This is a genomic window from Streptomyces sp. NPDC029466 (assembly GCF_055574515.1).
The window spans coordinates 1-9,572 of the sequence record NZ_JBVHZH010000095.1; the positions used below are offsets into that span (position 1 = coordinate 1).

Genomic DNA, 9,572 nt, shown 5'->3' on the forward strand with positions numbered 1-9,572 from the left:
GTCCTGGACCGCCTGCTCGACGCGGTCGCCGTCCAGCGCGTCCTCAGCTTCGATGGGCGAGGTGACCACCACCGATCCCGTCGCCCCGGCCTCCCAGTGCAGGTCGATGGCCGCGGCCAAGGTCGTGAGCTCATCGGCCCGCTGCGGATTGGGAAACCCGCTGGAGGTGCAGTAATAGGCCGGGAAGTCGGCACACCGATAGCCGATGACCGGCACCCCCAGCGTCTCCAGATATTCCAGTGTGAGCCCCACGTCGAGAATGCTCTTGGCACCCGAACACACCACGGCGACCTGTCTGCGGGTCAGTTCCATGAGGTCGGCGGAGATATCGAAGGTGACCGAGGCATTGCGGTGCACTCCTCCGATGCCTCCGGTCGACAGCACCGGAATCCCGGCGTGGTCGGCGATGAGCAACGAGGAGGCCACGGTGGTGGCCCCGAGGCCGCCGGATGCCAGGATCAGCCCGATGTCCCGCGTACTGGCCTTGGGAATGTGCTCGGTGGCGGCGAATCGCTCCAGTTCGCTCTCGCTCATTCCGACGACGAAGTGTCCGTCGGCGATTCCGATCAGGGCGGGTGTCGCGCCGCCCTCGCGCACCGCCCGGTCGAGGGCCAGCGCCCACTCCAGATTCCCCGGGTACGGCGGTCCGTGGTTGATGGCGGTGGTCTCCAAAGCCACCACCGGCCGCCCTTCCCGTAGGGCCTGTTCGACCTCATCACTCAGGCGTAGCAACGGGTGCACCTCTCCTCCTTCTTGATGCGAGACCCCACGACCACGTGGTCGGAATCCGTCCGTGGACCTCGTGCGCTCGGGAGTGGCGACCATGGTCGGAGCTCTGGCTGAGGTGCGCCTGACGACGGGCTGACGTACCCGGGCGGACGGTCGGGCCGCGGTATCAGCGCCATGTCAGGCCCGCAGCAGGGCCGGGGAGCAGGGTGTGGTCGTCCGGCGTCCGATCGTGAATCAGGGCACGCCAAGGAAATGCCGAAAGCCAAGGAAATGCCGAAAGGAGCCCTCAGCATGCCTCCGAGCACTGATAGCGACGGCATCGCGGAAGCGGCGCAACGGCTCTGGAACGCGTGGGTGAGCAATCTGCCCTGTGCTCCGGTCCGCGCACTGCTGGGTGCCGGCGATATCGAGGCCGCGTATGCGGTTCAGGAAGTGAACACGCGGCGCGCACTCTCGGCGGGACGACGGCTCGTCGGCCGCAAGATCGGACTGACCTCACCGGCAGTTCAGCAGCAGATGGGTGTCGATCAACCGGATTTCGGGGTGCTGTTCGGCGATATGGCGGTGTGCGACGCCGAGGAAATCGACCTCACGGGGCTGATCGACCCGCGTATCGAGGTGGAGGTCGCCTTCGTCCTGGAAAGCGGCCTCGCCGAGGAGTGGACGACGACGGCCGATGTGCTGCGGGCGACCGCGTATGTGGTGCCGGCGATCGAAGTGGTCGACTCGCGGATCGCCGCCTGGGACATCGAGATCGTGGACACGGTCGCCGACAACGCCTCCAGCGGGCTGTTCCTTCTGGGCGGGACCCCACGGCGTCTGGAGGGACTGGATCTGCGGGAGAGCGGAGCGGTCCTGACGGCCGGTGGTGAACCGCTGTCCGTCGGAGCCGGCGCGGCGTGCCTGGGACACCCGGTGAACGCCGTGACCTGGCTCGCCCGCCGACTGGCCAGGACCGACCACCCGCTCGCCGCCGGCGATGTGGTGCTCTCCGGTGCCCTCGGCCCCATGGTCCGCGTGGAGCCCGGGACCGTCTACGAAGCGCAGGTCTCCGGGCTCGGTTCGGTACGAGCGGCGTTCGCGAAGGGAGGGCACTCATGACAGTACCGGTCGCCGTTATCGGGTCGGGCAACATCGGCACCGACCTGATGGTCAAGATCCTTCGGCAGTCGAGCAGTCTGCGGATGGCCGCCATGGCGGGTATCGACCCCGCTTCGGAGGGGCTGGCGGGACACCGTGCACTGCCTGTGCCCGGACGGGGATCCGGACGCGATCAGCGCCGCGGTGCAGGCCGCGGTGTCCGCCGTCCGCGCGTATGTGCCCGGCTACCGGCTGAAGCAGGCCGTGCAGTTCGAGCGCGTCGGGACTCCCCGCCACGTGCCCGCGCTGGGCGGCACCTTCACGGGCCTTCAGGTATCCGTCTTCCTTGAGGTTTCCGGAGCCGGCCACTTCCTGCCGGAGTACGCCGGAAACCTGGACATCATGACGTCCGCCGCGGTGCGTACAGCCGAGCGCCTGGTGGAACTCCGGAGAAAGGCAGCGGCCAGGTGAGCACGGTGAAGGACGTCGCAGCGAAGGACACGACGCCGGGAACGGCGAAGGAAGGCAGCCGGAACCTCTACATCCAGGACGTGACGCTCCGCGACGGAATGCATGCCATCGGACACCGCTACAGCCTGGACCAAGTACGGCTGATCGCCGGGGCGTTGGACCGGGCCGGGGTCGATGCGATCGAGATCGCGCACGGGGACGGTCTGGCCGGCTCCAGCGTGAACTACGGTCACGGCGCGCACACCGACGCCGAGTGGATCCAGGCCGTCGCCGAGACGGTCACCCGGGCGCGGCTGACGACGCTGCTGCTGCCGGGAATCGGCACCATCGCCGATCTCAGGCAGGCCCGGGATCTGGGGGTGCGCAGCGTCCGCATCGCCACGCACTGCACCGAGGCGGATATCGCCGCCCAGCACATCTCCTGGGCGCGGGAGCACGGGATGGACGTGGCCGGTTTCCTGATGATGTCGCACCAGGCGCCGCCGGCGGTCCTTGCCGAGCAGGCCCGGCTGATGGAGTCGTACGGCGCGCACTGCGTCTATGTCACCGATTCCGCGGGACGGCTGACGATGGACGGGGTGGCCGCGCGGGTCAGCGCCTACCGTGAGGCGCTCCGGCCGGAGACCGAGATCGGGATCCACGCCCACCACAACCTCTCCCTCGGCGTCGCCAACAGCCTGGTGGCCGTCGAACACGGCGCCTGCCGGGTGGACGCCGCGCTGGCGGGCCAGGGCGCGGGAGCGGGCAACGCCCCGCTGGAGGTCTTCATCGCCACGGCCACCCTGATGGGCCGGCCGCACGGCTGTCAGCTCTTCCCGCTCATGGACGCCGCGGACGAACTCGTCCGCCCGTTGCAGGACCGTCCGGTCCAAGTGGACCGGGAGACCCTGGCGGTCGGCTATGCCGGGGTCTATTCGAGCTTCCTCCGCCACGCCGAACGCGCCGCGAGCCGGTACGGGGTGGACGCCCGCTCGATCCTCGTCGAGGTGGGCCGCCGGGCGATGGTGGGCGGACAGGAGGACATGATCGTGGACGTGGCGCTCGACCTGGCGCGCGACCGCGGCAACCAGACACACACCGCAGACGACGTGTGAGAGGTCGGCATGAGTGGATCGGCTCCCAGGGAAAGCATCGCCGCGCGGCTCGATGAGGCGGCCCGGCGGGCTGAGGTCACCGCGCAGCCCTCGCAAGGGTCTGCGCTGAGTGTCGCGGACGCCTACGCGGTACAGGAGCTGGCCGTCGCCCGGCGGCTGGAACGCGGCGAACGTCTGGTGGGGGTGAAGATGGGCTTCACCAGTCGGCAGAAGATGGCGCAGATGGGCGTGGACGAGGTCATCTGGGGACGTCTGACCAGCGCCATGCTGGTCCCGGAGGGCGACCGGATCGCACCGGACCACTTCATCCATCCGCGGGTCGAGCCCGAGGTCGCGTTCCTGGTCGGACGCGACATCCCTGCTGGCGCACCGCCGGAGACGATCACCTCGGCGGTGACCGCGGTCGCCCCCGCCCTGGAGATCATCGACTCCCGCTATGCGGACTTCCGCTTCACGCTGGCGGATGTGGTGGCCGACAACGCGTCCGCCGCCGGATTCGTGCTCGGCGCCTGGCGGCCCGTACCGCCGTCGCTGGACTGCCTCGGGGTGCTCCTGGAGGTGGACGGCCGGACCGCCGAGGCCGGGGCCACCGCGTCGATCCTCGGGGATCCCTGGCGTTCGCTGGTGGCCGCGGCACGGCTGACCGGTCGGGCCGGGATGCCGCTGCGGGCGGGGTGGGTGGTGCTCGCCGGCGGTGCTACCGCGGCGGTTCCGCTGCGTCCGGGGGCGCAGGTGCGTGCGGTGGTCGAGTCACTGGGTGCGGCGTCGGTGACGGTGGCGCCGAGCTCCGTACGGCCTTAGCGGTGCGGTCCACATCGTCGGCCAGCCAGGTCGGCGTGGGCATTCCCGTCTCCTCGCGGATCTGCCGTGCTCGGCCCAGCAGGTCGGCGGCGCGTTGCCGTTCGGTCCGGCAGACCGCCCCGGCCAGGGCTTCGAGGCCCATGGCCAGCAGCCACGGGTCATGCACCGACTCGCCGGCGGCGATGGCGCGCTCGAAGTACTCCCGTGCCTCGGCCGTCTTGCCGAGGTCGACCAGCACCAGGCCCAGGCAGACCCGGGACATCCCCGCTTCCCTGGACAGGGCCATCCGTTCGTAGGACGCCAGGGCGCTGCTGTGCAGGGCCCCGGCCCGTTCCAGGTCCTTCTCGGCACGACCGAGGATGCCGAGGCTGTTGCGGGCGCCGGCGGCGGGCTCTTCCGCGCCGATCCAGGCGGCGGTGTCCAACGACTCCTGCAACCGGCCACGGGCGGTGTCCGGTTCGCCGCGGAGGATGGCCAGCCGCCCCAGGTCGGCCAGCCGTGCCGCGACCATCTCGGCCAGGCCGAGGCGCCGGGCCAGGCCGAGCCCCTCGTCGGCGAGCGCCGTCGCCTCGCGGTAGTGACCGCGGCATTCGCTGACCGCACCGAGGCGGAACAGGGCGCGCAGGACGCCCCATTGGTCGCCGCTGCGGCGGTAGTGCGTCAGGGCGTGGGTGAAGAGATCCGTGGCGCGTTCGACATCGCCCTGCCAGAACGCACCGAGCCCGGCGACGAGATAGGAACTCGCCAGTACCCAGTGGTCGGTGGCCTCGTCCAGTCCGTCGAAGGCACGGGCGATATGCGGTGCGGCCTCGGCGTGCTCCCCCTGGCGCATCAGCGCATGTGCCAGAAAGGCCGAGGCGAGGGCGAGATCGGAGTCCGGGCTGCCGGCCGCCGTCCCGACGTCCAGGGCCTGCTGTCCGAGGCGCACGGCGGCGTCGAGGTCGTGTGCGTTCTGCGCGAGGTGGGACGCCCAGGCGAGAGCGAGTACGTAGACGGTGGGCGAGGTCTCGCGGCCGTCCAGCTCCAGCGCGGCCAGGAGCCGCCGGATGCCGCTCTGGTGCTCGGCCCGGATCCACCAGTACCAGGCGAGCGCGCCCGCCATCCGCTGCGCCGGCTCGGCCTCCCCGCGTCCCAGCAGCCAGTCCAGGGCGGTGTCGAGGTTGCCCGTCTCACGTTGCAGGGTTGCCAGCCATACGGGCTGGTCGGGACCGCGCACCTGGCGTCCGCCCTCTTCGCCGACCGCGAGGAAGTACGCGGCGTGCCGGTCGTGTGCCTCTCCGTAGCCCTCGGTGGCGTGCAGCCTTGCGGTGCCGTACTCCCGGATCGTCTCCAGCATCTCGTAACGCGCGTGGTCGCCCGTTCCCACCTCGACGGTGACCAGGGACTTGTTGACCAGGCGGTCGAGGCAGTCCCGCACGGCCGCCGCGTCCCGCTCCGGCAGGTCGGCGCAGACCGCCGCCGCCGCGTCCACGGTGAAACCGCCCGAGAACACCGACAGCCGGTCGAAGACCGCCCGGTCCGCCTCGGACAGCAGCTCGTAGCTCCAGTCGACCATCGCCGCCAGGGTGCGGTGGCGCGCCGTCGCGGTGCGGGAGCCTCCCGTCAGCAGACCGAAGCGGTCGGCCAGGTCGCGGGTGATCTCCCTGGGCGACATCGTCTTGGTGCGGGCGGCGGCGAGTTCGATCGCCAGCGGAATGCCGTCCAGCCGGCGGCAGATCTCCCCGGCCGGTACGGCGTTCCCTTCGGAGAGGCGAAAGCCGGGGCTGACGGCACGGGCGCGCTCCACGAAGAGCTGTACCGCTTCGTGGCCGGCGATGGCCTCGGGGTCCTGTTCGGCCGGCCCCGGGTAGCGCATGGGCGGTACGGGCAGCTGCATCTCCCCGGGGACGCCGAGCGGCTCCCGGCTGGTGGTGACGATGCGCAGCCGTCCGCAGTCCCGCAGCAGCGCTTCCGCCAGCTCGGCGACGGCCTCGACGAGGTGTTCGCAGTTGTCCAGCACCAGCAGCAGCTGCTTTTCCTGGAGGTACTGCCGCAGCCGCTCGACGGCGGGCCGTACGGTGCCCGGAGCGGGCGCCGCCTGCATGGTGGTGGACGGCTGTGACCTGACGTCGAGGGCTTGCAGGACCGCGTCGGCGACCCGGTCCGGTTCGGAGACCGGCGCCAGCTCCACCACCCATACGCCGTCGGGCAGCGGAAGGTCGACGGCGTCGGCCGCTTCCAGGGCGAGGCGGGTCTTTCCGGTCCCGCCGGCCCCGGTCAGGGTGACCAGCCGCCATGAACGGAGGAACTGCCGCACCTGGCCGAGCAGGTCATGGCGTCCGACGAAGCTGGTCAGGGGGCTGCGCAGATTGCCCGTGGCACGCGCGGCCGGCGCCGCCTGGGGGACCGGTGCGGAAGCGGGGCCGAGCAGGCCCGCGTCGTGGATCAGGATCCGCTGCTCCAGCCGCTGCAGTTCCTCGCTCGGATCGACCCCCAGCTCGTCGACGAGCTGGCCGCGGGCCTTGCGGAACACCCGCAGGGCTTCGGCCTGGCGGCCGGCGCGGTAGAGACTGATCATGAGCAGGGCGAAGAAGTGCTCCCGGAGCGGATGTGCCTCGGTGAGCGCGGACAGCTCCGGGATGACCTCGGCGTGCCGGCCCAGGGCGAGGTCGGCCTCGATGCGGCTCTCCAGGGCGATGAGCCGCAACTCGTCGAGGCGACCGGCCTCGGTCCGGGCGAAGTCCATGTCCAGGACATCGGCGAGGGCGGGCCCGCGCCACAGGGCGAGCGCCTCGGTCAGGGTGGCGGCAGCGGCCTCCGGCTCACCGGACTTCTGCGCGGTGCGTCCGGCCGCAACCAGGGCCTCGAACCGGTAGACGTCTACGTCTTCGCGGTCCACGTCCAGGGTGTAGCCGCCGCTCGCGGTGGCGATCCGCTTGCTGCCCAGCAGGGCCCGGAGCCGCGAGATCTGAGCCTGGATCGTGTTCGCCGGGTGCGAGGGCACGTTCTCGTCCCAGACCTCGTCGAGGATACGGTCGGTCGAGACCACCGTTCCGCTGTGCAGCGCGAGCAGGGCCAGCAAGGTCCGCTGCCGGGGCCCCTCAAGAGGAACCAGCTGTTCCGCCTCGCGCACTTCCAGCCGTCCGAGCAGCTGAACTCGCATGTGAGAAGGGTAACATCCCCGGTCAGCGGACCTTTGGTCAGGCGGCATTGCTTCCGTCGGCGCTGTCCGTTTCGCACCCCGACAGGTCGCGGTAGCGGTCCACCCGGCCCGGTGGTGCGAGGAGCGGTGCGGGTGACAGCTCGCGGAACTCGCGGTCGAAGTACACCAGCGGCGGTCCGTCGTTCACCCGGACGCTTTCGACCTCGCCGACGAGGATGCTGTGGTCACCGGCGTCGTACCGGGCGGATGCCCGGCAGACCAGGCTGGCCAGCGCGCTGGGCAGGACCGGAACGCCGCCCTCGGTACGGAATCCGGCCCGGGCGAACTTGTCGGCGCCGGCCTTCGCACACCGCAGGGCCAGCGTGCGGTGCTCGGGCCGCAGCACATTGATCGCGTACCGCTCGGCCCGCCGCAACACCTCGTGGGAGCGTGCGGACACCGCCGGGCAGAACAGCACCAGGGGCGGCGACAGGGACACGGAACAGAAGGCGCTGACCGTGATGCCCCATGCCTCGCCGTCCGCATCGGCGGTGGTCACGATCGTCACGCCGCTGGGGAAGCTGCCCAGCGCCCGGCGGAAGGAGTCAGCGTCCATCATCGGCCTCCGATGCCGTGTTCCGCTGTCCCGGCCCGTCGGTGAGGCCGGCGAGGCCGTCCGGACGGCCGAGGAAGTCGAAGATCCTCTTGGTGAGGGGTTCCTTGTCGTACGCCTGGAACAGCATGCCCGCCACCCGTTCCGGTGCGCCGAAGAAGAAGCGCTCGTAGAGCGCCTGCCGTGCGCCGAAGCCCGATACGGCGACGTCCTGGGCGAGCCGGAACAGCCCGATGCGCTGCGGGGATTCGAGGTTCTCCAGGGCGAAGTAGGTGTCGATGTCACCGGCGATCGCCGAGGTCAGGTCGGCCTGGGCGGGGGTGGCCATCAGCGAACTGGAGCCGAGGAGCTGGACCAGTTCGACCAGCCGCTGGTACTGCTGCGGGAAGACGTTGCGGGCGGCGTCCAGCGGCATCCGGTCGGGCGTCATCGTGCCCCACTGGTCGGCCCTGGCCTGGGCCTCGCTCGCGGTCAGGCAGGCCTTCATCATTTCCACCACACACATCGCCTCGGCGATCTGTGCCTGTGTCTGCGGGGCGCGGTCACGCTGATTGGCCCAGGTCATCGCGCACAGCAGCCCGACCATGAACTCGGCTTTCGCGATGTTCTTGCAGACGACCTGGTGCATCATATGGATCAGTGAATTCGTCGCGGAATGCACCGAGTTACACGAGGACGGGTCCTCCAGCAGGAAGATCCGCTCCCAGGGGACCTCGACATCGTCGAAGACGACGACGGCGTCCATCTCCTCGAACCGGGCGGAGAGCGGGGCGTCGAAGACCGACCGGCCCGTGTCGTAGCTGTCCCGGCACAGAAAACGCAGACCGGGGGTGGCACAGGGGATGGCGAACGCGAAGGCGTAACGGGTCGACGACGGATCATCCTTGAGCGAGGTGGAGGGGAACACCACCAGCTCGTCGGCCAGCGGACCGAGCGTGGCGAGGAGCCGCGCCCCGCGCACCACGATGCCGCGGTCGGTGTGCCGGACGATCTGCAGAGCGACCTGTGAGCTGGGGATTCCCTGATCGGTGAGCCGTCGGTTGACCGACGGATTGACCAGGGTGTGGGTGAGCACGACGTCGTTCTCCCGCAGATGGCGGAAGTACGCCTCGATATTCCGGCCGAACTCGGGGTTGACCGCGGTGAAGAACTCCGAGGCGGAAGCCAGCGCCATGAACGACGAGTTGAGATAGTCGGGCGTACGCCCCAGCATTCCGCCGCTCCACCGTGCGGCTTCGAGAAAGGCGGCGGAACGCTTGCCGAGGTCTTCCCGGGTCACCGGGCGCAGGAAGGACATTCCGACACGCTCACCCGACTCGGGTGAGGGAAAGGTGAGAACGTCCCGCAGCTCCACTTCGTGCTGCCGGTCGAGCCAGGCGCCGATCGAACTCGCTCCGCGGCGCAGGGCGGGGTGGGAAGTGACGTCTTTTACGGATTCCCCGCCGAGCCAGACCTCTCTGCCGTCATTGAGGCCCGCAAGGTACTCCTGTGCAGTGCGCGCACCCATGGGGTCGATCCTCCTTCGTTGATGAGCCGGATGTGTTACCGCGAGCCCTCGGCCGGGCTGAAGGCGATGACCTTCATCTCGATCAGGAGGTGCGGGTGCGGGAGTTGATGGACGGCCACGGTGGTGCGGGTGGGGCCGTCGAAGTCGAAGAACTCC

8 protein-coding genes and 1 pseudogene are annotated in these 9,572 nt (G+C 70.2%); 4 read left to right on the forward strand and 5 right to left on the reverse strand.

Going from position 1 to position 9,572, the window contains the following annotated elements:
• Positions 1–741 (reverse strand): pseudouridine-5'-phosphate glycosidase (locus ACZ4XD_RS36680; protein ID WP_468049816.1); only part of this gene is annotated, 741 nt, incomplete at its 3' end.
• Between the two features lie 279 nt (positions 742–1,020).
• On the opposite strand from ACZ4XD_RS36680, the gene ACZ4XD_RS36685 reads away from it, so the two are divergent.
• The 4 genes and pseudogenes from ACZ4XD_RS36685 to ACZ4XD_RS36700 all read left to right on the forward strand — a co-directional run bounded on the left by ACZ4XD_RS36685 (position 1,021) and on the right by ACZ4XD_RS36700 (position 4,175).
• Complete coding sequence (locus ACZ4XD_RS36685; RefSeq protein WP_468049818.1) at positions 1,021–1,830, forward strand: 2-keto-4-pentenoate hydratase; 810 nt, start codon at positions 1,021–1,023, stop codon at positions 1,828–1,830.
• 126 nt (positions 1,831–1,956) lie between these two features.
• Positions 1,957–2,280, forward strand: a pseudogene (locus ACZ4XD_RS36690) (acetaldehyde dehydrogenase (acetylating)); the annotation flags it as partial.
• Between the two features lie 5 nt (positions 2,281–2,285).
• Positions 2,286–3,374: a 4-hydroxy-2-oxovalerate aldolase gene (gene dmpG, locus ACZ4XD_RS36695; protein WP_468049820.1), complete on the forward strand. Its 1,089-nt coding sequence runs from the start codon at positions 2,286–2,288 to the stop codon at positions 3,372–3,374.
• 9 nt (positions 3,375–3,383) lie between these two features.
• Entirely contained in the window at positions 3,384–4,175 is a 792-nt protein-coding gene (locus tag ACZ4XD_RS36700) for a 2-keto-4-pentenoate hydratase (RefSeq protein ID WP_468049822.1), read from the forward strand.
• Here ACZ4XD_RS36700 and ACZ4XD_RS36705 read toward each other — a convergent pair.
• The 4 genes from ACZ4XD_RS36705 to ACZ4XD_RS36720 form a co-directional block, all read right to left on the reverse strand.
• Entirely contained in the window at positions 4,072–7,317 is a 3,246-nt protein-coding gene (locus tag ACZ4XD_RS36705) for an AfsR/SARP family transcriptional regulator (protein WP_468049823.1), read from the reverse strand. The genes ACZ4XD_RS36700 and ACZ4XD_RS36705 overlap by 104 nt on opposite strands.
• Positions 7,318–7,354: 37 nt before the next feature.
• Positions 7,355–7,912, reverse strand: a complete 558-nt coding sequence (locus ACZ4XD_RS36710) for a flavin reductase family protein (protein ID WP_468049825.1) — start codon at positions 7,910–7,912, stop codon at positions 7,355–7,357.
• Positions 7,902–9,416: a 4-hydroxyphenylacetate 3-monooxygenase, oxygenase component gene (hpaB, locus tag ACZ4XD_RS36715; protein WP_468049827.1), complete on the reverse strand. Its 1,515-nt coding sequence runs from the start codon at positions 9,414–9,416 to the stop codon at positions 7,902–7,904. The genes ACZ4XD_RS36710 and hpaB overlap by 11 nt, the downstream gene beginning before the upstream one ends.
• Positions 9,417–9,451: 35 nt before the next feature.
• A partial coding sequence (locus ACZ4XD_RS36720) for a RidA family protein (RefSeq protein ID WP_468049829.1) occupies positions 9,452–9,572 on the reverse strand: 121 nt, incomplete at its 5' end.

Bases quoted from the DNA above. Each gene is read 5' to 3' on its own strand.
- ACZ4XD_RS36685 (WP_468049818.1), top strand. From the start codon at position 1,021: ATGCCTCCGAGCACTGATAGCGACGGCATCGCGGAAGCGGCGCAACGG.
- ACZ4XD_RS36700 (WP_468049822.1), top strand. From the start codon at position 3,384: ATGAGTGGATCGGCTCCCAGGGAAAGCATCGCCGCGCGGCTCGATGAG.
- ACZ4XD_RS36710 (WP_468049825.1), bottom strand. From the start codon at position 7,912: ATGGACGCTGACTCCTTCCGCCGGGCGCTGGGCAGCTTCCCCAGCGGC.
- ACZ4XD_RS36705 (WP_468049823.1), bottom strand. From the start codon at position 7,317: ATGCGAGTTCAGCTGCTCGGACGGCTGGAAGTGCGCGAGGCGGAACAG.
- hpaB (WP_468049827.1), bottom strand. From the start codon at position 9,416: ATGGGTGCGCGCACTGCACAGGAGTACCTTGCGGGCCTCAATGACGGC.